Genomic DNA, 20,272 nt, shown 5'->3' with positions numbered 1-20,272 from the left:
TTTATATCAATACGTTAAAATATTATCACAAAACATTAACTGACTTAATTTTCCGATATTTAGATTACCTTGGCTAATGGGAGCATTAGCAGAACACATTTGCAAATACGTTACACCTCCGATACCGTTTCCAATAAGCAATGAATGAGCATTGTGTCCTTTTGCGGGGCGTAGCAGCGTGGTGTCACAACAGTCCAGCTTCCTGTCGCCACACCCTGCATCGGCAGCCGTCAAGGTGCGGGAGTTCGCATTTCCGTTCGCAGTATGTGGGTTTAACGCGTTTTTCACGGACGCACGTAACGTTTCCCCCCACTCCAACGGATGGGAACTTTACGCTGAAAATCAGGTTTCACCCACGCGTGACCAAGCCGAACGGATACGCTGCACCACCATTGCGACGGCGCCATCTCCAGGCCTGAATCGCCGACAGGCACAGTTCTTGCCCACAGGACTATAGGTGGGGTTTCTCAGTTAGAAGGCCGAAGTCTCCCGAGATGGAAGCGATGGCAAGTTCAATCTTGAATTCGTGAAAGCAAATACATGAAGCAAGCGATCAAAAGAGGCGTTCTCGCGGCCGGCACGTCCGCGCTGGTCTTGACCGCGATGGCAGTACCCCAGACAGGCTTTGCCGCAACCAAGGCAAAAGCCAAATCTGCCCACACGTCTTCCACAAGCAAGGTTGCACATACCTCCGCGACAACGGCCGCCCCCGCGCCGGTCCGGCATGTCGCACCCGCCGCACTGACCTCTCACCGCACCGAGGAAGTCGGCGTCGTCGGCCATCCCTATCGCGCCCAGACCGTCACCGTCGGCGCGGCCCAGCTCCAGCGCGCCATTCCCGGCACAAACCCCATGAAAGTCCTGGGGATGCAACCCGGCGTCATGTTCCAGTCCAACGACCCCCAGGGGCTGGATACATGGTCCGCACAGATCATGATGCATGGTTTCCAGCAGCAGGAAATCGGCATGACGCTGGATGGCATCCCGCTCGGTGAAATGACATACCGTAACTACAACGGTACAAACCCGATCCAGGCGATTTCGTCTGAAAACGTCGGCAGCATGGACGTATCTCGCTCCGCCGGTGCGGAAACCGTGGCCGCCACCAACAACCTCGGCGGCTCCATCGAATACGTGTCCTCCGACCCCAAGGACAAGATGGGTGGCCAGATCGGCCAGTCTTTCGGTTCCAACCAGAACTTCCACACCTTCATCCGCTTTGACTCCGGCAAGCTGAATGAATCCGGCACCAAGTTCTACGTGTCCTACATGCGCAACGACAGCCAGCTCTGGAAAGGCTACGGCGACCAGTTCCTGCAACAGGTCAACGCCAAGTTCGTGCAGCCCGTTGGCGAGCGCAGCAAGATCAGCATGTTCTTCAACTGGAGCGACCTGCACCAGATCACGTACGATGACTATTCGTTCGAGATGATGGACAAGATCGGCACACGTCAGGGCTTTTACTATAACGGTCAGTTGTCCGGCTACCAGACTGCCTACAAGGCGGCACTGGCCACCCAGGGCCTGCCCGGCGGCAGCTATCCCAGCTACATGTCCGGCCTGTCCGACAAGGCTGACGCGGCCTATTACAGTGGCGGCACCAACAACGTCGACCTTCTGGGCGGCCTGAAGGCCGACCTGCAGATGAGCGACCACATCAAGTGGACCACAACCGTCTATGGCCACAACCAGCAGAACCAGACCACCTGGGTCACGCCGTATTCCGGTTCACCCAACGGGTCGCCGCTGAGCAACCTGGTGAAAGAACCCGAAATCCGTCGTTTCGGTATTCTGTCCGCCATGCATTACAACATCAAGCATAACGAGTTCGGCCTGGGCGTGTGGTATGAAAACAACCACTACAAGTCCGCCATGAACCAGTATGAAGAACCCGCGCTGGATGCCAATGGCCAGCTCACCAGCCCGCTGGTGTATGACCTGAACCATTTCTCCAATCCGTTCGCCCAGGTCTTCAACCAGGATTACAACACCAACACCTTTACGGCGTTCGTCAACGACACGTTCCACCCGGTGCGCAACCTCGACCTGCATTTCGGCTTCAAGTCGGTGCTGAACACAACCCGCGTCGGCAATGGCTATCTGAACCAGGGCTATTACGGCAATCCCGGCCCCATCACCAGCGGTGTCGGTCTGACCGTCGCCAAGCCGTTCCTGCCCCATATCGGCATCGCCTACCGCTTCCTGCCCGGGCATGAAATCTTCATCGATATTTCCGAAAACGTGCATGTCTATCCGCAGTCCGGCTACAAACTGTCCACCTCGCCGTTCTCGGTGCTGCAGTCCGCGTTTGACTCCACGCATGTCCGTCCTGAAACGGCCTGGACCTACGCCATCGGTTACCGGTTCAACAACCGCATGATCTCGGCCAGTGTCTATGCCTACCGCACCAACTTCAACAACCGCCTCCAGCAGATCACGTCCGGCTCCGTCATCAACCCGGTCTCCGCCGTGGCCAACGTCGGCGGTGTGACCATGAACGGTGTGGATGCGGGCCTGACCATCCGCCCCATCCGTGGCCTGGAACTGTATAACAGCGTCAGCTACGACCATGCCACATACGACCAGGACGTGAGCAGCGGCGGCGAAACATACGCCATCAAGGGCCAGCAGGTCGTCAACTATCCCCGCTTCATGTATAAGGCCCGCCTGTCCTACACGTATCACAACGCCACGGCCTGGATCGACGGCTCCTACATGAGTGCCCGTAACTTCAGCTACATGGGCGACTACAAGGCTCCCGGTTACTGGCTCTCCAACCTGGGCGCCGAATACAAGCTCGGCAACATGGGCCAGTATATCCATGGCGCAGGCTTCGTGCAGAACCTGGTCTTCGGCTTCACCGTCGCCAACCTCACCAACCAGACCTACATCTCCACCATGGGGGAAGGCGGCAACCCCATCGGTGGCGCAAGTGCCTATAGCTACCAGTCCTTCCTGATCGGCGCACCTCGCCAGTATTTCGGCTCCGTCCGCGCAGAATTCTGATCCGGGACTATGGTTTTTCTTCCGGTGGTGGGCGGCTTGCCACCCGCCACCGGGGAAGCCTTTTTCTCTCTTGTTCGTATAAAAATGGGGCCTCTGTGGCCCCATTTTTATATCCATCCCCCAGAATGCAAGCTCTCCTGTGCCCGCCGGAGAGAGGCGACATGCATCGCCCCGTATCGTGTTGAAGCACGACTTCATACAATATGCTGGCGGTCTGGCGAGGCCTGCATGCCCTGAATGCGTTGACTTTTCAGCCCTCATCCATGCATTTCTGACCCAGCCTTTCAAAACTGCACGATGCAGATATATGCAAAATCACCTGCCCACAACGCGCGCGACAGCCCACCAATGGGGGGCAGTCGGTATTTCCGTGTCATGCGGGCCGGTAGCCTGCCGGATCCGGCCATAAATTTGTCAGCATACTCAAGACTTGCTTTACGCAGCCCAAGCCTGATGGCATGCTGAGATATCATGTACACTGCATATCAGTCGTCTTACGCGCCCGGGGTTTAATGAAATATTTTTATCGTCTTTTTCCAGCGAGCGCGGCTTTGGCGCCATATCTGCCAATCCGTACCGCACCTTGATCCAAGCACGCCCCGACACCATAAATCAGTCTACAGGACGGGCGATATCATTCCTCAGACCCGCCCCAAGGCAGCAGATGTCCAATAAGTGCCACCACGCCCTGTATTCAGCCCCGCCTCGCGCAGGCAATGCAATGCCGCGCATCGGAAGCACCGATGACTAATTTTTCAATCTGCAGGGCACCAGCCAATCTCCCCCCGCTCAATCTACTCAGAACTTTCGATGCAGCCGCGCGACTGGGGAATTTTACGCTTGCGGCCGACGAACTGAACATAAGCCAGTCCGCCGTCAGCCAGCAGATCAGGCAGCTTGAGGACTGGATGAATGTCCGGCTGTTCCGCCGCATGCCCCGCCGTGTCGACCTGACACGCGAAGGCATTGTACTCAGCGGCGCTGTTCGGCGGGCCTTGATCCTGATGGATCAGGCGTGCCTGGAAATTGCTGAAAGTGCCGCAACACGCAGTCTCTGTGTCAACGCCGCTCCGGCCTTTGCATCGCGCTGGCTTATGCCACGTCTTGCCGGATTTACCGATATACAGTCCCACATCCGCCTGACCCTGCTGACATCGAACGATCCCGTGGACCTGCGCAAACATGATGTCGATATCGCCATCAGGCGTGGCACCATGGAGGAAATCGAAAACAGCCAGGTACCTCTGGACGACGGCCTTCTGATAGTTGTGGGAAGCCCGGCCCTGTTGCAGGCACGCGGCATCACTTCGCCCGATCACGTCGCGGAACAGACATTACTGCGTAATATTTCAGGAGATCGATGGGATTCCTGGCTGGAACATGCCGGGATTACACGCCTGCCCATGGCCAGATCCCTGCATTTCAACGATGTGACACTCCTGCTCGATGCCGCATTGCAGGGGCAGGGTCTGGCCCTTGTCAGCGCGCTGCTGGTTGAACATGAAATTCAATGCGGCCGGTTGCAGAGAGTGACCGAAATCGATTTCCACGATTCAGCACGTTATATCCTGACATGCCGCTCGGATTTTTATGACCATGATTCGGTCCGGGCTTTCCGCGGGTGGATTCTGACGGAACTCAAGCACAGCCTGTAAAAAAGTCCTTCTGCCCCGCACGCTCTGCGCTCACACCGGGGCAGGAGAAAGCCGCACGCTCCCCAGCCCCCGTTCAGACCCGTACGATATGCGGTGGTTCACGCCCCGCAAGCACATCCAATACCTGCTCCGCGCACATCATCGCCATGCGGCGCAACGCTTCATCCGTCGCGGCACCCAGGTGCGGGGCAAGAAGCAGATTGGGGGCGTGCAAAAGCGGCTCTGTCGGGGCGGGCGGTTCCTGGGGCAGAACATCCAGCGCCGCCCCCGCAAGCCGACCGCTCTCCAACGCGCTCATAAGAGCGGACCGGTCAATGGCCGCTCCACGGCTGGTATTGACCAGGACGGCACCTGGGCGCAGCGCCGCAAACCCGTCCGTGTCCATGACGAAGGGATCGCGCGCGTTGCTTGGCCGATGCAGCGAAACAAAATCAGCCTCGGCCAGCATGGCACGAATTTCGGTCCTGCGCAGGACACCATGGCGCGCAAACACGTCGTCCGGCACGCTGGGCGACCAGGCGACAACCCGCATACCCAGCCCACGCCCCGCAATATCAGCCAGATGGCGGGCAATGGCGCCAAACCCCACCAGCGCAAGTGTCTTGCCGTGCAGTTCCACACCGCGCGCCGTATAGCGGAACGCCCAGTCTCCCTCACGCACGGCCCGGTCCGCCGGGACAAGCCTGCGGGCGACAGCCAGCATCATGCCTACGGCCATTTCCGCCACCGAGCGACTGTTCATGTCAGGCGTGCGGGTCACGACAATACCGCGTGCCGCTGCCTCGGTAATGGCAACCCTGTTCACGCCCGAGCCATGATACGCCACCACCCTGAGCGCCGGAGCCCGCGCCAGCGCCTGAGCGCTGAAACCCAGATCGCGGGTAATGACGGCCTGTGCGTCCCCCACTTCCGCCGCGACAGCGTCCATATCGGGGTGGCTCGCATATTCGGGTGTGATCCCATTGGCCCTGAGAAAACTTATGGCATCGGCATGAATGGGCTGGGTGATGAAACAGCGTGTCATGACATGCTCTTTTCGTGGGATGAAAGATCAATACGGCCGGTATCGGGGTCAAGGACCACGCCAAAAGGTGCGGACAGATCACGCACGTGTTCAAGAATGCGCAGCCCTTGCGCCCCCGTGGCCAGAAACGGCGTGCCCCGCCTGTGCGCGGACAGGCCAAGCCCCAGCGTTACCGGATGCAGGACAATGTCTTGCAGGCTGCCATCCTCAAAATGACAGACGGGCACGATGCTGTCCCAGAAACGGATATCGGATGGGAAACCCTTTTGGTCATTCTCGCTCCGGCCACGATACAGGCGGTGCGGCGTCATGTCCGGGGTGTAACGGAACGCCGTGTAGGAATCCATGGGCAGGCGCGCCACCAGTTCGTTCTGACCGATGAAATTGCCAAGACCGTGAAAAATGGGCCGCCCACGATAAATTTCGATCCCGCGTAGCAGATGCGGGCCATGACACACCACAATATCCGCCCCGGCCTCGATCGCGGTATGGGTAAAGGCGCGCAGGAAATCGGCCGGAATTTCGATATCGGGCAGACCCGCGACGTTATAACCTCCCTCATGCCCATGAATGCTCAGAACCACTACATCGGACACGAGGCGTGCCTCCCCGATCCAGCGGATCAGATCGGCGCTATCGCGCGCATCGGGCACCGTGCGGGTGCGGGTCTGCTCCCCCGTGACAAAGCGCGTGCCGTCAAACGACAGACTGCCTGCGGCCGGGGCCGTGCTGAAGCCCTGCCGGATTTTCTCGTCCAGTTCGGCGCGCAGGCCCAGCCGCTCGTACAATCGGGAGAGTTGGGCCATTTCCTCGGCCGTGACCTCATGACTGCGCTGGAAATGCAACGGGTTGATACCCGGCCGCCCCGGCATAAGCCCGGTCTGGGCAGCGGCTTCCTGCCCGCGGGCAAAGGTTGAAACGCAGGATAGCAGCGCAACGGTGCCGGCCGGTCGCGTACAGTAGGCAGGCAGCCTGGCTTCCTCCAGATTCGTCCCGATCCCCGCATAGAGCAGTTGCCGCCGCTCCAGTTGCGCCATCATGGCGCGGAGCCCTGCAATCCCGTAATCCAGACTGTGATTGGTGGCAGCGGCGAACAGATCGAAGCCCGCATCCGCCAGTTCGTCCAGCACCCACGATGGCGCGCCAAAATGCGTACCGCCATGATCCAGCGCGGGATCGCCCACATAGTCGTTCGCCACCAGTTCCAGATTGGTAAAACTGACATCGCAAGCACGGATCAGATCAAAAAGCGGGCGAATGACCGGATCGGTCAGGCTGTTCAGCCGCCGGAACAAAATGGAATCTCCGGTCAGGGCAATTTTCATGGTTCCAGACATCTCCATACGTATCTGCTGTTTCGGGGGCTGGGTGCCGCCGTGGCAGGCCACACCCGACCATGTGTTTTTGACCCACCGGGTCGGCCATCTTTCGGGGCGGCACGCCATGGTGGCTGCACACCAGGACGCAGGGGGCAAAAGCGGCTCAGCACCTGCCCCACACGGCAACGCGACACGTCACCCCTCGCGCCCTGCGCGTGCAAGGACCTACCCATCGGGGCGTTCCAGCCGTGACGGATTTATCCCGCTCCGGCGCAGCACGGCCGTGGAACGGGATGTTTCCACGGCTATGTCCTCAAGATGTCTGCGAAATGCCGTCAATGCATCATCATCGACACGGGCAGGTGTCATCAGGCCGATTTCTCTGGAAAGATCGCGGTCTTCTATGGGCAATACGCGGATATTGGGCATGAAACTGACCGCCAGCACATCGGGCACGATGGCGCAGCCGATATTGCTTGCCACCATCTGGAGAATGGTATGCACCTCCTCCGTCTCGAACACGGTGCGGGGCGTCACACCGCGCGCCTTGAGAAAACGATCCACCCGCCGCCCCCCGAAGGACCGGCTGTCATAACGGATGAACGGGCAGGACAACACGATATGTTCCCAGTTGTCACCGGGGGTTTCCGCCGGGGCGACCAGCACGTAATCCTGCGTCAGCAGGCGGCGCCACGCCATGTGCGACAGAAGACCGAAGGGCGGGCGCACCATCAGCGCCGCATCCAGCTCCCCGGCGTCAAGCCGGTCCAGCAGCCCCATGGATGTGCCGGAAGACATCTGCACGACCAGTTCGGGAAATTCTGCATATAATCGCGATGCGGCGGGTGCGAACAGTGTGGTCTGGGTTGTGGCGATCGCCCCCACACGTAAAAGCCGACCTTCCACACGAGGGGATGTCTGGTCGCGCAGGCGGTCGAAAGACCCTATAATTTCCTCGACTTTGGGAATAATGCTGCGGCCGGTCCGTGTCAGGGATACGGCCCACCCGCTCCGGTCAAAAACCTGATACCCCAGTTCGCGCTCAAGGCGGCGTATCTGCGCGCCAATGGCCGCCTGCGTCAGGCCGATACGTTTGGCGGCAGCGGAAAAACTGCCCGCCTCCGCTACCGTCAGAAAACTTCGCAGTTCTGAAATCATACTAAAAAATCTTTTTGATGTTTCATGACCTTGAGCATGTTTTTGTTTTAAACAAAAGTAAAATTTAGCAGCGCAGCATGGACCTGCATGCTGCGCTGCCCGCGCAACATGCCCGCCACCCCAGGCCGCACATGGGCCACCCAAGGCACCACACAAAAGCGTAACCGGCACCGCCAACCGCAAAAAACGTCATATCATCGGCAAAAATTACTATTTTGAAAGATCGTGACAAAAGGCAGCACCCACAGCAGATGACGGGCGGAAACTGCAGCAGGGTGAGCGAAGCCGTAATATTCGTCCATCGTATAAATTAAGTTGCCACTACATGATGCGTGTGTTTTATAGATGTTATGATATCGTAATATTGTCGTTCATCCACGCCACTCCGGTGCCGCATGAACCTGCCACCGGACCGGGAAACTCTGGGCATAGAATGAATTTGCAAGACACATCCCCGCCCCTGCAGGAAGCACCCACCCGCTTCCGGTTTGTCATTTACGCCCTTATTATCGCAATGTGTGTCGTCTGCTACGGCGACCGGGCAGCCCTTTCTGTGGCCATGCCCAGTATCGCCACGGAATTCGGCCTGACCTCGGGCCAGACAGGGTGGGTGCTGTCCAGTTTCCTGTGGTCGTATTTCATTCTCAACCTGCCCAGCGCCATTCTGCTGGACAGGCTTGGCACGCGGGTCATGGGGGTGCTGGCGGTCACGCTCTGGTCCATGGCCATGATCCTGGGCAGCCTGAGTGCGAGTATCGGCGCGTTCATCGCCACACGTGTCCTGCTGGGCATTGGTGAAGCCCCGGCCTTTCCGCTGGGTAACAAGGTTGTGCGGCTCTGGGCGCCTGTGCGTGAGCGTGGCGCTGTGATGACCGCTTTTGTCTGCGGCATTCCCATCGGGCTGGCCTGTGGCGCCGCCGCCAGCACATGGCTTATCACCTGCTTTGGCTGGCGCACGGCCTTTGCAAGCCTTGGCGTCATGGGGCTGCTCTGGGCCGCCTGCTGGCTGTTTATCAGCCCGCGTGGGGACAAGGCGCGGGACGGCAAGATTGTCGCGGTGCTGTCGGTGCCCACGCTGTTCCGCTGCCGTGCGTTCTGGGGCATTGTCATTTCCCAGTGCTGCGCGAATTACGCCAACTTCCTGCTGATGTCGTGGATGCCGATCATGCTGCGCGATATCTTGCATCTCAGCCTTGCGCAGTCTGGCACGTATACGGCCTGCGCCAACCTTGGTGCGGCACTGCTCTCGCTCGTTGCCGGAAAATGCGGCGAATATTTCGTATCCGGCCATGCGCTGGCGCGGGGCGAACGCCGCCGGGTTGTCAGCCTTTATCTTGTTCTGGCCTCTGTCATGGGGTTCCTGCCCTTCTGCCATACGACACTGAGCGTTGTCGGGTTGCTTGCATTTTCGCTGGCTTTTGTCGCCGCCGCCGATGGCGCCAACATGGCCCTACTGGCTGATCTGCTTGTCGACCATGAACTGCTGGGTTCGGTCACGGGGCTGACCATGACCTTCAGCAACGGCATCGGCATTCTGGCCCCGATCATGACCGGATACCTGCTACAGGGCACAGGCAGTTTCCACGCTGTTTTCTATATCATGACAACCCTGCTGCTGCTTGGCGCGCTCAACGCCCTTATCCTGCCCCGCAGCGCCGTGCATGCGCGCCCCGTGCAGACCGCCCCATAAACCAAAACCCCGCGCGGCACGCACCGCATGGGGCACGCGGCCCTGTGCGCGGTGGTCGTAAAAGCCCCACCGCACACAGGCTGGTCCGTGTTATTTCAGCACGTTCGAGCGGTCTTCGCGCAGGCCATGCTGGCCTTTGTAGTCTGAACGTTCGGGCGGGACCCACCCGGCCAGAAGCTCCGGCGCGGTTTCGTAGACTTCGATCTGGAGCGGGCGGCAGACGGAAACCGTGCTTGTCACTGTTTCATCCCCCCACATGGGCAATGACAGATCGCCCCCCGGGCAGGTCGAAATCGCGCAGAGCAGATCGACCTCGGCAAAAAATTCCAGATAGTCGCCGGGCTTTGCCGGGCATGCTTTCATGAAATACTGATCGTCCCGGTTCAGGCCCGTAACCTGGAACACATTGAGCACGTCATGCACATCGAACTCGGTCAGCCGGTATGGCAGCACCGCGCGCGTCAGGTTGGAATGACAGTGATGATCGAATTCCTCCCCCGTCAGCAGCTTGTTGATGTAGGGGTCGCACCGAGTGCCCAGCAGGTCGTGCACACGCCCGCCATAGTCATCGACACCGTAATCGGCCAATGTGTCGGCCGTAATCGTGGCCAGCGGGCGCATGAACGGCAGCGTGGACCAGATCCTGTTGAAGGTGGTCAGATGCGCGCTTTCAAGCTGGCGGGTCCGGGCTGCCCACATGCGCTCACGCGGGTCGTGTCGATACCAGATGTTCAGATCCCCCACCTGCGGGCCTTCGGGGGCGACCACCCGAAAAATCTCGCCCTGCTTGACCTCCCACGCATAGCCACTGCGAATGGGCACGACTTCGCTCAGGCGTGGCGCGCGCGCCGTGGCCCCTTCGGACACGGCCCTGTAAAAAGCCCTGTCGACCGCGTAACGGAAATCATCAGGAATCTGATAGGCTGCTGGATAGTTTTTCATATCGGTTGTCCTGCCACGAACTGAAAAATCAGTTCTTCCGAATAGGTGAGATAGTCGTGCAGCAAATCCGTTGCCGCCTTGATCTGCCCGGCCAGCAATGCCTCGAAAATCGCGATATCTTTTGCAAGCCAGGGCGATTGCAGATGCTCCTGATCCCCCACGGTCTGGAAAACCAGACGCATTTGCGCGCAGATCGTGTCAAAAAACTGCGAAAGCTGGTCGCTGCCACAGGCACTGACCAGCAGACGGTGGAACAGCAGGCTGGCGGTTCCGACCTGGGTCCAGTCCCCGTTACGGGCAGCCGAACGGGCCTGGGTAAAGGCCGATGCGAACACCGGCTGCAACGCCGCCCACCGATCGGGGGGTACCCGCTCGCAGCACCCAGTCTCGATCAGTCGGCGGATCATGTAAAGTTCGCGGATTTCGGGTGGTCCGATCTGGCGTACGAAGCTGCCACGATTGCTGATAACCGTAACAAGCCCCGCCTGCGCCAGCGAATGCATGGCTTCGCGGATGGTGTTCCGCGAAACGCCAAAGCGTTCGACCATCTGCGCTTCCACCAGCGCCTGCCCACTGACAAGAGCACCATTGAGAATATCGTCCCGCAAGAGCTGGGCGATCCGCACCGGCCGGGAAAGCCCGCTGGACTCTGGCATGGCACTCCTGCGTCATGAATCGTGGGGAGGGATGCCCACTGGTAAAATCGTTCAACAAAAACAGGGAGTAAAGAGGATATGCCTACTCCACCGTCACGTGGCTTTTCTGGCGCACGGGAAAAATCAATGCGCTACGCTCTCGCGTAGGCTCATTAATACGACCTCGAAACGTCATCGGTCAATAAATTGTTCAACAATTTATATCGGATGAGAAATGCTCCCGCCGTACGGGTAGCGCTCCCGGCAATGGCCCACACAAAAAAAGGGCTGCATGCGACCAATGCCGCGCGCAGCCCGTTACGCCTCATGGAAATGCTGTAACGACCTATGCCGTTTTATTACGACCCAGCCCCCGAAAAGCCAGGAGCCTGGGCGGGAGCAGAAGAAGTGCGACGCTGCCCAGAATGATCGCCATCCCGACAAGGGAGAGCAGGGCCGGGCGCTCACCCAGGATCAGCGATCCCAGGCAAACCCCCACAATCGGATTGACATAGGCGAAGGTGGACGCGATTTCCGGCCTGAACGTCCGCACCACCGCGACATAGGAGCCCGGCGCTATGACCGAGCCGAACAGCAGCAGGAACGCCAGCGCGCTCCATTGCCGGGGGGCCAGGTCAAAATGCGGCACGTCATGCAGCACCAGCGCGACACAGGACAGCCCGACCGCACCGGTTGCAAGCTGCCCCGCCGCGACCAGCCCGCCGGGAAAACGCGCGGCAAGCGGGCGCTGCAGCACCGTGCCGGCAGCCCAGCTCATGGCGCCAAGCTGGAGAACCAGCATAAGGACAAGCGGATGCCCCTGCCCCGCACCGGCCTGCCCGCCATGGAAGCTCGGCCATACCACCATGGCAAGACCGGCAAGGCCGGTCAGCAGGCTGAGCACCATCCGGCGGGAAATGGCGCCCCCACCGAAAAGGCTGTCGAACAGGGCTGTCCACAGGGGTATGACCCCCATGGCCATGACGATAAAGCCCGAACTGGTATAAGGCGCGCACGCCGTCGCCAGCGTGTTGCCGCCACACCAGAGCAGGACACCGCAAAACATGCACAGGCCGATATCCCGCCCGCGCACGCCCGCTGGCCAGCCATACCGCAAAAGGGTAAGGCCACCCAGAATGACTGCGCCAACCATCTCACGCGTGATCTGGAGTTGCATCACGCTCATGGCATGCGGACCCGACAGGCAGATCTTGCTGGCCAGATACGTGCTGCCCCAGATCAGGTAGATGGCCAACAGATGGCCATATGCCCCAAGGGGAATACGCGGCTGGGCCCGGGGATCAGAGGGCGGCAATGACGCCGATCTCAACCGTGAATTCCGGCGCGGCCAGACGCGATTCCACACAGGCGCGGGCCGGTGTCTGCCCGGGCACGATCCAGGCGTCCCACACGCCGTTCAGCTCCGCGAAGCTGGCAATATCGGCCAGCCAGATCGTGGCGGAAAGAATACGCGTCTTGTCCGTACCGGCTTCAGCCAGCAGGGCATCGATCCGGTCGAGAATGTCTTTGGTCTGCTCCGCAACAGACGCGCCGGGCGCACCCAGGGCAACCTGACCGGCCAGATAGACGGTGTTGCCGTGAACGACGCCCTGGCTCATACGCGGACCCGCGGAAAGACGCTTGATATCGGACATGGTAATTTTTTCCTTGTAAGGTTGGGAAAAGACTGTGGAGCCTGCTGCTTCTTAACCCGCAAGCCCCATGGTGAACAGACGGCCCGCATCCGCAATCGTGTCATCCACACCGGCGGTGCGGAGCATGTGCCAGATCATGGCATGATTGCTGGACGTGACGGGGATACCGGTTGCCGCCTCGATTTCCGCCACGGCCTCGACCACGCGCAGGCTCGTGCAGGAAACGAACAGCATGTCAAAACCGCCCTGCGCCGTCATGCGCCGGGCCGCGTCGACAATATCGGCCACACGGATACGCGCCACTTCCAGGTCATCGCGGCGGTCGAACGTGGCCATGGCGGAAACATGCACCCCACGTCCGGCGAAATAGGCCGCGATGCGCAGGTTGATTTCGGGCACGTAAGGGGTCAGCAACCCCACACGCCGCGCCCCGAACGCCGATATTGCCGCCAGCGCACCCGTAATGGGCGTGGAACAGGCAATGCCGGGCCGCGCCTTGCGGATTTCGGCAAAAACGGTTTCCTCACCCAGCACCATGGTGGCGGATGTGCAGCCAAACCCCACCACATCGAGCCTGCACCCGGGCAGGATAAGGTCGGTGGCTGGCGCTATGCGGGGCTGGATGGCACGCAGGGTTTCGGGCGTTATGTCGGCATCGTTCCACAGGCGGGCCACATAGGGCACCACGCCGGGCATACGTACCAGTTGCGCCGTTTCGGGCTCCAGCGTCTGGTCGGTCGCCAGCACCACCATGCCAAGGGCTGCGCGCTGGGCAACCCCGCCATCCAGAACCGATGGCAGAACGCCCAGATCGAACGGAGGTGAAAACGCGTTCATGCGCCGTACTCCAGCCCCTGCATGGGAATAGCGGGGGCGCGACCCGCGATCAGGTCCGCCACGATCCGGGCAGAGCCATGCGACATGGTCCAGCCGATATGCCCATGCCCGGTATTGCAGAAAAGATTGGCATAGCGCGCCCGCCCCAGAATGGGCAGGTTGGTCGGTGTCATGGGCCGCAGGCCCGACCATTCGTGCGCCTGTTCGTAATCCCCCCCATCGGGGAACAGGGCGCGCGTGACCGAGCGCATGAAGGTAAAGTCCGATGCCCGGTTACTGTTGTCGTAGCCAGAAAACTGCGCCGTGGCCGTCACGCGGATGCGGTCGTCAAACCGGGTGATGGCGACAAGATTATGCTCATCCACCATCCCCACCGTGGGGGGGGCGGCATGCTGGCCGATCGGCACGGTCAGCGCGTATCCCTTGACCGGATATATGGGCAGGCTTACGCCCACGCGCCGCCCCAGCAGGGGCGAGAAGGAGCCCATGGCCAGCACGTAGGCGTCCCCCCGCACGATGCCCCGGTTGGTCTGCACGCCACGTACGACACCCCCCTCGGTTTCCAGATCGCGGATGACAACGCCGGTCATGATCTCGCCCCCGCGCGCTGCAACCAGCGCACCCAGACCACGGGTAAATCTGGCGCAGTCCCCCGTCTCGTCCGTCGGGCAGTAGATCGCGCCTGTAATACCGGAGGCGGCACCCAGAACGGGGTCCACCCTGGCCACACCGGCGCGGTCGAGCATCTGCACGACCTGACCGTCGGATTCCAGCAGCTTCATATGCCGGGCTCCAGCCTCCATCGCGGCTTCGCTGCGATAGGCGTAGAGAATACCACGCGTGTTGCGGTCGTAGCGCAGGTCTTCCCCCGCCACCACATCGCCCAGGATTTTCTGCGAATAGGCGGCCAGCCGGTGCTTGAGCAACGTGTTGCGTCGTGCCCGCTCATGGGTACACTGGGCCAGAAATTCCAGCGACCATTTATAAAGATACGGATCGGCCGAAAACCGGAAACGCAGCGCCTGATCCTTGAGGAACAGCGATTTCAGCAGCGTTTTGGGTGCCGCGGGAGAAGACCAGACAAAGGAATGCCCGGGCGCTATCATGCCCGCATTCCCCCAGCTTGTCTCGGCGGCAAGGCTTTCCTCGCGCTCGATCACCACGACCTCGTGCCCGTCTTTTTGAAGCTGGTAGGCCGTGGACACACCCACGACACCGCCACCAAGAACCACGACCCTCATACCGGACCCATTCCTTCCTTCAGTTCGTGTAAAGGCGCAGCAGGCCATCGGCCACGCCATGCTCGATCTCGCGCGCCGACGCCTCCAGATGCGCACGGACCAGATCGGCGGCCTGCCCGGCATCGCCATCCAGCAGGGCGTTGAGAATATCCAGATGGTCAGCCAGCGTGCGCGCCTGACGTTCGGGCCGTTCCACATTGATCCGGCGCACGAAACGAATGCGCGCGTTAATGTTGCGCAGGATTTTCACCCGCTCCGCATTGCCGCTCACCCCGGCCAGAACCAGGTGAAAAGCCTCGTCCTGGTCGACCATATCCCCGATCGCCTGACCCGGCGCGGACAGGGAAACCCACGCCGCGCGCAGGTCCACAAGGCGGGCGCGTACATCGGGGTCCGCCAGTTGCCCGGCAAGGGCCATAAGCCCCCCGGCCTCCAGATCGGCCCGCACGGCGTACAGGTCGCGCAGTTCACGCGGGTTCAGCCGACGGCAGAAAAACCCCCTGCCCGAAACGGCTTCCACCAGTCCCTCGCTGGTCAGGCGGTTCAGCGCCTCGCGCACGGGGGCGCGGGACATGCCCAGTTCCCGGGCCAGCGAGACCTCGTTCAGGTGCTCACCCGGCCTGAACTCGAAACTGACCACCATGGCGTGCAGATGCCCGTAGGCGCGATCGGCTGTGCTTTCCTGCATGGCGAACCTCCTGCCGACAATACTGTCGACAGACCTGTCGGCTGACAAGAGTTAATTTACGATTCGCAACGATTGAGCGCGGACCCCGCACATCCCCGCCCATTGCCGGGCCGCATTGCCACCCCTTTGTTACGCCGGACAGAAACCGGAACCGGGCAACACCCGACAGGACACATCATCAGATATAAATACAGGAGAGCGGAGGAAAAATGCCGCCTGCGTGGTGTCCCGCCCAAGGGAGGGACAGGCCGGCTTTCAGCCCCTGTTTTCGGATTGCGCGACTTCCCTGCGGTCCTGCGCGCGCAGCCTTGGGTGCATGTAGCGGGCGTACTGAACACCAAACGCATGGAACGGCACCGTGCGCAGACGTGTAACCGGCACAGGCGCATCACGCTCGGCCACGTCGCCCAGGGCAAGGCCTGCCGCCATATCCCCCCAGGCTACACTGAGCGCCACCCCCCGCCCGGAATAGATCCCGGCAAAATTCAGGCCCGGCGCCAGCGCCATCAGGCGGGGCAGACGGTCCACGACAGCAGCGATCGTCCCTTCCCAGTAACGGTCCGCCATCTGTAACGGCAGGCCGGGAAACACCCTGCGCAGTCTGGCGGCAACCGCACGCCGCCCCCGGTTGGCCGCATCGTGCCAGAGCGTATGCTGGCCGACCATGGCCAGCCCGCCGTCGGAATCGTAGCGGAAGGCGCAGATCACCCGGCTGGTATCGGACACGCCTTCACGTCCGGGCAGAATACGGGCCTGCCAGTCGGGTTCCAACCTGCCGGTGGAAACCTGGTAAACTCGCACCGGCACGGAAACCTTGTCTATGCCCGGCCAGAATGCCGATTGCGGCAGGTTGGCCGCCACCATCACCTCGCGCGCGAATACCTTGCCACCGGGGCAGGTCAGCAGCCATCGCCGGTCCACCCGCTCCATATCCAGCACGGCCGAGTTCTGGCGGATATCCACCCCCGCCGCACCGGCCGCGCGGGCCATACCCTGACAGAATGCATACGGGTTGAGATAGCCGCCCGAACCCGCCTTCCACCCCCCGTAAAAAACCGAGGACCCGATATGGTCGGTCATGGCGCCCCGGTCCAGCCATTCGGCCTGATAGCCTCTTTCCTTCCACCCGTCGTAGACGGCGCGCACGCGGGCGACACTGGATGTGGCGTGACAGGCCTGAATCCAGCCTTTCTGTACAAAATCGCAGGCCAGATCATGATCGCGCACAAGCCTTGCCACCCCGTCGGCGGCCCCACCCACCATACGGTTGAAAATTGCGCCCCGATGCGGGCCGAACTGGGCTTCGATGTCCTGTGGTGTGTGGCTGCCGTAATGCGGAATGACCTGCCCGTTGTTCCGCCCTGACGCCGCCTGGCCGATGCGCCCGGCATCGAGCAGCAGCACCCGTGCGCCAGCGCGCGCGAAACGCAGGGCTGCGGCAAGGCCGGTCAGCCCCGCGCCAATGACAGCCACATCGGTTTCGATATCCGTATCCACAACGGTCAGAGGATATTCAGGCTCCCTGGACAGCATGCGCCAGTGAAACATTGTGGAACTGGTGTTGATCATGACGGCGTACTCTTTATTTGCGGCATGGGGCGGTGCCGGGCCGAGGGATGGGAACAGGGCCTGTTTCATCCCACGTTACCAGCGCATCACACACTTGAGAACAGGCCACCACACCCCGCACCCACACGGCGGACCGGGGCGCGCCGCCACGAACGGGCCTTGTTTCCAGCACTGACCGGGGTATTCCCGCGTGGGCAGGCCACCCGTTCGTATAACGATTTTGTCAGTTATCCATTAAATATACTAATGGTAAAAAACCATATATTCCGCCGTTTAATGGCAGCATTAGAAATGCGCAATTGAATGGATCGTTGCAACTCCATAACGTCACATTATGGAAATCGATGCAGCACGCATCCATTGTTCTGCCATGAAGACACAAAGACATGACATCTGACACCAACCTGTCCAACGCGACCCCGTCACGCACCATTCTTGTCACTGGCGGGTCCAGCGGCCTTGGCCTGGCGACCTGCCATGCCCTGGCTGACGCGGGCAATACCGCAATCGGGATTGTCGATATCAATGCCGACGCGACCGAAGCCGCACTGGCCGAACTGCGCGCCAAAGGTGTTCCCTGCGCTGCCGCCGTGGGCGATATCACCACCCGCGAAAGTGCCGAGGCCCTGACAGCCGAAATCGTCCAGGCCCTGGGTGGGCTGACCGGCCTGGTCAACTGCGCCGGCGTTTATCCGCGCCGCCCCATTCTGGACATTACCGATGCCGACTGGGACTTCAGCTTTTCGGTCAATGTGCGCGGGCTGTATAACATGACCATCGCGGCTGTCGCCCGGATGGAAGGGAACAGCCCGGTGCGTGACATTCGGGGCCGGGTCCTGAATGTATCCTCGATCGATGCATTCAAGCCGCATCCCAAGAACGCCCATTACGCAGCCATGAAAGCCGCCGTCGTCAGCCTGACACGCAGTCTCGGGCTGGAACTTGCCCCCAAGGGCATTCTGGTCAACGGCATTGCCCCGGCCGGGATCGCGACCGCCAAGGCACATGCGGCAGGGTTCGTGCCCGAACTGACGGCGCAGTCGGCCATTGGCCGGGCAGCTGAGCCCGAAGATATTGCCGATGTCATCGCGTTCCTGATGTCGGATGGCAACCGCTACATGGTGGGCGAAACCGTCGTCACCGCCGGTGGCTACTACATTCCCTGAGCAACCCGCCCGCGACCGCCCCGGCCCAAGTCCTGTCAGCCCTGGGGCGGTCATTTTCCCAGAACGATCCCGGTCTGTAAAACAGAAAGACAGCAGAATGCATTTTGGCATCTTCAATCTTATGGGTTACCGGGACAACCCCGGTGGCGTGCCTGGCGTTATCAGCGACACATGCGAGATGGTGGCCGCGGCCGAACAGGCGGGGTTTGAAATAGCCTGGTTCGCGGAACACCATTTTACCAATTACTCTGTCTGCATGTCGCCACTGATGATGGCCGCCCACGCCGCAGGCCGCACGTCGCGCATCAAGCTGGGAACAGGCGTGATCGTCCTGCCCCTGTACCACCCCATGCGGGTTGCCCAGGAAATCGGTCTGCTGGACGCCATGTCCAACGGCCGGGCGGTTCTTGGGGTTGGCACAGGCTACCAGGCTTATGAGTTCGAACGGTACGGCGCGGACGTCACGCACAAGGTCGATATTTTTCTCGAATACTGGAAAATTCTCGAAGGCGCGCTCAGCGAAGGCCATGTCGCGTTCTCGGGGCAATACATTCAGGAACCGGAATCCGTTTTCTGCGTGCGTCCCGCCGGAGGCATGCCGCCAGTGTATTGCACGTCGCCCCACCCGGTTATTCTCAAAGCCCTTTCAAAGTGGAATTCCACACCCTTCATCACCGCCGGATGGCGCGGCAGCCCGGCCCTGCCGGGTATTGTGGAGTATGTGCGCGAGGCGTGGGTCGCTGGCGGGCTGGACGGCCCGACAATGCCGGTCGCACTTCAGCAATACGTGCATGTGACCGACAGTGCGACAGAAGCACTGGAAGCCGCGGAACGGGCCCGATACGTGGCCCGCATGGTCCATGGCCTGCGCGCCCCCGACCTGCACCTGGAAGGGGCTTTCTTCAAGGCCCCGCCCCTGCCTGACGAACCCCCGCTTGAAACATTCCGCGACAACCTGCTGATCGGCTCGCCCGAATATGTGGCCGAACGTCTTGTGACGGAAATCCGTAAGCTCAAGCCCAGCCATTACAACTGCTTTTTCCAGTTTGGCGACATGCCGCTGGCCCACGCGAAACGCTCGCTCGAACGCTTCTCGACCGAAGTTCTGCCACTGGTGGAACGTGAAGTCGGCCCCCTGTCGGAGCTATAGACATGACAGACGCGACCGGCGCCGTCACAAGGCTGATGACCGTTTACGTTCCAAGTGCCGTCTCGGCCGAGGCAACGCAGTTCTACACGGACTGCATCGGCCTGCCGCTTAAATTTGCCGATGGCGAGCGCTGGGTGCAGTTCGGCACGGGCAATGCCAATTTCGCCCTGGCGGGGGCGGCGGAATACCCGACCGGCGCACAGGGGGCGATTGCAGTGTTCGAGGTCGATGAAATGGCGGCATTCCGTGCCCGCTGCGCGGCTTCCAACGTCACGGAAGTCGGCCTGCGCGACATGGGCGACCACGGCAAGGTGCTGACGATCAAGGACCCTGACGGCAATATCGTCCAGTTTTTCAGCCGCACCTGAACCCTGCCCACCGGCACCCGTGTATGACCGGCGCGGGCAATCTTTGCCTGCCCGGTCCTGTCAGGCCGGTTTTGGGTGGCCAGTCCTGCGCGGCCGGTTCTGGGTGCCCCTCGCTTGCGCCGCTGCTCTGCCAGTTATGGCCCCAGAAATAAGGCACGCACCCCGGCGG

The 20,272-nt window shown here is 61.0% G+C and carries 17 protein-coding genes; 6 read left to right on the top strand and 11 right to left on the bottom strand.

Annotated elements, in window-relative coordinates:
* The first annotated feature begins 540 nt into the window (after positions 1-540).
* Together ABF990_RS05740 and ABF990_RS05735 are read left to right on the top strand one after the other, a co-directional pair.
* The gene (locus ABF990_RS05740; RefSeq protein WP_415506517.1) at positions 541-3,006 is read left to right on the top strand and encodes a TonB-dependent receptor domain-containing protein; all 2,466 of its coding nucleotides are present in this window, start codon (positions 541-543) and stop codon (positions 3,004-3,006) included.
* A 743-nt stretch (positions 3,007-3,749) separates the two neighbouring features.
* Positions 3,750-4,661 (top strand): LysR substrate-binding domain-containing protein, encoded by a 912-nt coding sequence (locus ABF990_RS05735; RefSeq protein ID WP_415490471.1) that lies wholly within the window; start codon positions 3,750-3,752, stop codon positions 4,659-4,661.
* 73 nt (positions 4,662-4,734) lie between these two features.
* Here ABF990_RS05735 and ABF990_RS05730 read toward each other — a convergent pair whose 3' ends face one another.
* The 3 genes from ABF990_RS05730 to ABF990_RS05720 all read right to left on the bottom strand — a co-directional run bounded on the left by ABF990_RS05730 (position 4,735) and on the right by ABF990_RS05720 (position 8,162).
* Positions 4,735-5,685 (bottom strand): hydroxyacid dehydrogenase, encoded by a 951-nt coding sequence (locus tag ABF990_RS05730; protein WP_415490472.1) that lies wholly within the window; start codon positions 5,683-5,685, stop codon positions 4,735-4,737.
* Positions 5,682-7,010: a CapA family protein gene (locus tag ABF990_RS05725; protein WP_415490473.1), complete on the bottom strand. Its 1,329-nt coding sequence runs from the start codon at positions 7,008-7,010 to the stop codon at positions 5,682-5,684. Before ABF990_RS05725 ends, ABF990_RS05730 begins: the two co-directional genes overlap by 4 nt.
* A gap of 219 nt (positions 7,011-7,229) precedes the next feature.
* The gene (locus ABF990_RS05720; protein ID WP_415490474.1) at positions 7,230-8,162 is read right to left on the bottom strand and encodes a LysR family transcriptional regulator; all 933 of its coding nucleotides are present in this window, start codon (positions 8,160-8,162) and stop codon (positions 7,230-7,232) included.
* A 433-nt stretch (positions 8,163-8,595) separates the two neighbouring features.
* On the opposite strand from ABF990_RS05720, the gene ABF990_RS05715 reads away from it, so the two are divergent.
* Positions 8,596-9,852 (top strand): MFS transporter, encoded by a 1,257-nt coding sequence (locus tag ABF990_RS05715; protein WP_415490475.1) that lies wholly within the window; start codon positions 8,596-8,598, stop codon positions 9,850-9,852.
* Positions 9,853-9,942: 90 nt separating this feature from the next.
* Here the strand turns inward: ABF990_RS05715 and ABF990_RS05710 are convergent, their stop codons facing one another.
* From ABF990_RS05710 to ABF990_RS05675, 8 genes are all read right to left on the bottom strand, one after another.
* Positions 9,943-10,794: an urea carboxylase-associated family protein gene (locus tag ABF990_RS05710; RefSeq protein WP_415490476.1), complete on the bottom strand. Its 852-nt coding sequence runs from the start codon at positions 10,792-10,794 to the stop codon at positions 9,943-9,945.
* Positions 10,791-11,450 (bottom strand): GntR family transcriptional regulator, encoded by a 660-nt coding sequence (locus tag ABF990_RS05705; RefSeq protein WP_415490477.1) that lies wholly within the window; start codon positions 11,448-11,450, stop codon positions 10,791-10,793. Before ABF990_RS05705 ends, ABF990_RS05710 begins: the two co-directional genes overlap by 4 nt.
* 325 nt (positions 11,451-11,775) lie before the next feature.
* A complete protein-coding gene (locus tag ABF990_RS05700) occupies positions 11,776-12,684 on the bottom strand; it encodes an EamA family transporter (protein ID WP_415490478.1) in 909 nt (302 codons plus the stop codon).
* Positions 12,685-12,730: 46 nt separating this feature from the next.
* Positions 12,731-13,084 carry a RidA family protein gene (locus ABF990_RS05695; protein ID WP_415490479.1) on the bottom strand — a complete coding sequence of 118 codons (354 nt, stop codon included), beginning with the start codon at positions 13,082-13,084 and terminating at the stop codon, positions 12,731-12,733.
* Between the two features lie 51 nt (positions 13,085-13,135).
* Entirely contained in the window at positions 13,136-13,921 is a 786-nt protein-coding gene (locus ABF990_RS05690) for a hypothetical protein (protein WP_415499822.1), read from the bottom strand.
* The gene (locus tag ABF990_RS05685) at positions 13,918-15,162 is read right to left on the bottom strand and encodes a D-amino acid dehydrogenase (RefSeq protein ID WP_415490481.1); all 1,245 of its coding nucleotides are present in this window, start codon (positions 15,160-15,162) and stop codon (positions 13,918-13,920) included. The genes ABF990_RS05690 and ABF990_RS05685 overlap by 4 nt, the downstream gene beginning before the upstream one ends.
* Before the next feature lie 19 nt (positions 15,163-15,181).
* A complete protein-coding gene (locus tag ABF990_RS05680; RefSeq protein WP_415490482.1) occupies positions 15,182-15,850 on the bottom strand; it encodes a GntR family transcriptional regulator in 669 nt (222 codons plus the stop codon).
* A 255-nt stretch (positions 15,851-16,105) separates the two neighbouring features.
* Positions 16,106-17,419 carry an NAD(P)/FAD-dependent oxidoreductase gene (locus ABF990_RS05675; RefSeq protein ID WP_415490483.1) on the bottom strand — a complete coding sequence of 438 codons (1,314 nt, stop codon included), beginning with the start codon at positions 17,417-17,419 and terminating at the stop codon, positions 16,106-16,108.
* A gap of 386 nt (positions 17,420-17,805) precedes the next feature.
* Here ABF990_RS05675 and ABF990_RS05670 point away from each other — a divergent pair, with 386 nt between their 5' ends.
* From ABF990_RS05670 to ABF990_RS05660, 3 genes are all read left to right on the top strand, one after another.
* Complete coding sequence (locus tag ABF990_RS05670; protein ID WP_415490484.1) at positions 17,806-18,585, top strand: SDR family NAD(P)-dependent oxidoreductase; 780 nt, start codon at positions 17,806-17,808, stop codon at positions 18,583-18,585.
* 97 nt (positions 18,586-18,682) lie between these two features.
* Positions 18,683-19,735 (top strand): LLM class flavin-dependent oxidoreductase, encoded by a 1,053-nt coding sequence (locus tag ABF990_RS05665; RefSeq protein ID WP_415490485.1) that lies wholly within the window; start codon positions 18,683-18,685, stop codon positions 19,733-19,735.
* Between the two features lie 2 nt (positions 19,736-19,737).
* Complete coding sequence (locus ABF990_RS05660; RefSeq protein ID WP_415490486.1) at positions 19,738-20,103, top strand: VOC family protein; 366 nt, start codon at positions 19,738-19,740, stop codon at positions 20,101-20,103.
* Positions 20,104-20,272: the final 169 nt, after the last annotated feature.

Source organism: Acetobacter sp. (assembly GCF_047723915.1).
Classification (GTDB): domain Bacteria; phylum Pseudomonadota; class Alphaproteobacteria; order Acetobacterales; family Acetobacteraceae; genus Acetobacter.
Note: the sequence above shows the minus strand (reverse complement) of the source record. Positions and strands in the feature narration are given on the sequence as shown.

What these genes read in the sequence shown, in the direction of transcription:
- ABF990_RS05735 (WP_415490471.1), top strand. Translation starts at nt 3,750, where the DNA reads ATGACTAATTTTTCAATCTGCAGGGCACCAGCCAATCTCCCCCCGCTC.
- ABF990_RS05720 (WP_415490474.1), bottom strand. Translation starts at nt 8,162, where the DNA reads ATGATTTCAGAACTGCGAAGTTTTCTGACGGTAGCGGAGGCGGGCAGT.
- ABF990_RS05715 (WP_415490475.1), top strand. Translation starts at nt 8,596, where the DNA reads ATGAATTTGCAAGACACATCCCCGCCCCTGCAGGAAGCACCCACCCGC.
- ABF990_RS05710 (WP_415490476.1), bottom strand. Translation starts at nt 10,794, where the DNA reads ATGAAAAACTATCCAGCAGCCTATCAGATTCCTGATGATTTCCGTTAC.
- ABF990_RS05670 (WP_415490484.1), top strand. Translation starts at nt 17,806, where the DNA reads ATGACATCTGACACCAACCTGTCCAACGCGACCCCGTCACGCACCATT.
- ABF990_RS05685 (WP_415490481.1), bottom strand. Translation starts at nt 15,162, where the DNA reads ATGAGGGTCGTGGTTCTTGGTGGCGGTGTCGTGGGTGTGTCCACGGCC.
- ABF990_RS05725 (WP_415490473.1), bottom strand. Translation starts at nt 7,010, where the DNA reads ATGAAAATTGCCCTGACCGGAGATTCCATTTTGTTCCGGCGGCTGAAC.
- ABF990_RS05680 (WP_415490482.1), bottom strand. Translation starts at nt 15,850, where the DNA reads ATGCAGGAAAGCACAGCCGATCGCGCCTACGGGCATCTGCACGCCATG.
- ABF990_RS05675 (WP_415490483.1), bottom strand. Translation starts at nt 17,419, where the DNA reads ATGATCAACACCAGTTCCACAATGTTTCACTGGCGCATGCTGTCCAGG.
- ABF990_RS05740 (WP_415506517.1), top strand. Translation starts at nt 541, where the DNA reads ATGAAGCAAGCGATCAAAAGAGGCGTTCTCGCGGCCGGCACGTCCGCG.
- ABF990_RS05660 (WP_415490486.1), top strand. Translation starts at nt 19,738, where the DNA reads ATGACAGACGCGACCGGCGCCGTCACAAGGCTGATGACCGTTTACGTT.
- ABF990_RS05730 (WP_415490472.1), bottom strand. Translation starts at nt 5,685, where the DNA reads ATGACACGCTGTTTCATCACCCAGCCCATTCATGCCGATGCCATAAGT.
- ABF990_RS05665 (WP_415490485.1), top strand. Translation starts at nt 18,683, where the DNA reads ATGCATTTTGGCATCTTCAATCTTATGGGTTACCGGGACAACCCCGGT.
- ABF990_RS05695 (WP_415490479.1), bottom strand. Translation starts at nt 13,084, where the DNA reads ATGTCCGATATCAAGCGTCTTTCCGCGGGTCCGCGTATGAGCCAGGGC.
- ABF990_RS05690 (WP_415499822.1), bottom strand. Translation starts at nt 13,921, where the DNA reads ATGAACGCGTTTTCACCTCCGTTCGATCTGGGCGTTCTGCCATCGGTT.
- ABF990_RS05705 (WP_415490477.1), bottom strand. Translation starts at nt 11,450, where the DNA reads ATGCCAGAGTCCAGCGGGCTTTCCCGGCCGGTGCGGATCGCCCAGCTC.